This window comes from Pseudaminobacter soli (ex Li et al. 2025) (assembly GCF_003012705.1).
GTDB classification, from domain to species: domain Bacteria; phylum Pseudomonadota; class Alphaproteobacteria; order Rhizobiales; family Rhizobiaceae; genus Pseudaminobacter; species Pseudaminobacter soli.
In genome coordinates, this window is record NZ_PXYL01000068.1 from 1 (window position 1) to 648 (window position 648).

The 648-nt window shown below is 62.8% G+C and carries 1 pseudogene; it reads right to left on the reverse strand.

The features are described 5' to 3' along the window. Positions 1-544 (reverse strand): annotated as a pseudogene (locus C7I85_RS30255) (IS3 family transposase); the annotation flags it as partial. Positions 545-648: the final 104 nt, after the last annotated feature.

Here is a 648-nt window from a genome sequence, read left to right on the forward strand (position 1 = left end):
TGACGAGTTGGGCCGTCATGCTCGCATTCATCGACCAGCCGACGACACGGCGCGAGAACAGATCGATGACGGCGGCAACGTAAAGCCAGCCCTCCGCCGTCCAGATATAGGTGAAGTCGGCGACCCACTTCTGGTTCGGCCGATCCGCTTCGAACTGCCGGTCCAGCACGTTCGGCATGATGACCGCGCGTTCACCGCCATCTTGCGACAGCCCGCGTCGTCTCGGCCTCGCCCTCAGCGCATTGTCGCGCATCAAGCGTTCGACACGGTGAAGGCCGCAGGAGAAGCCTTCGGCAAGCAGGTCGTGCCAGACACGCCGGGCTCCATAGGTGCGGTCGCTGGACTTGAAGCTTTCCCGGACCTTCTCCAGAAGAAGCGCATCGTGGCGGGCGCGTTGGCTCGGCGAGCGATTGAGCCAGGCATGGAAGCCGGAACGAGAGACACCCAGCGCTGCGCAGAGCCATGCCACCGGCCAGATCGAACGGTGCTTTGCAACAAAGGCGAACTTCATATCGCGTCCCTTGCAAAGTAGGCCGCGGCCTTCCTAAGAAACACTCGTCGCATCCGACGCGGGTGCCAGTTCGTATCCGAGTGCTCGGGCTCGGCGTTGGAGGTTGGCAAGAACGCGTGTTCGATGCCGCTCGTCAT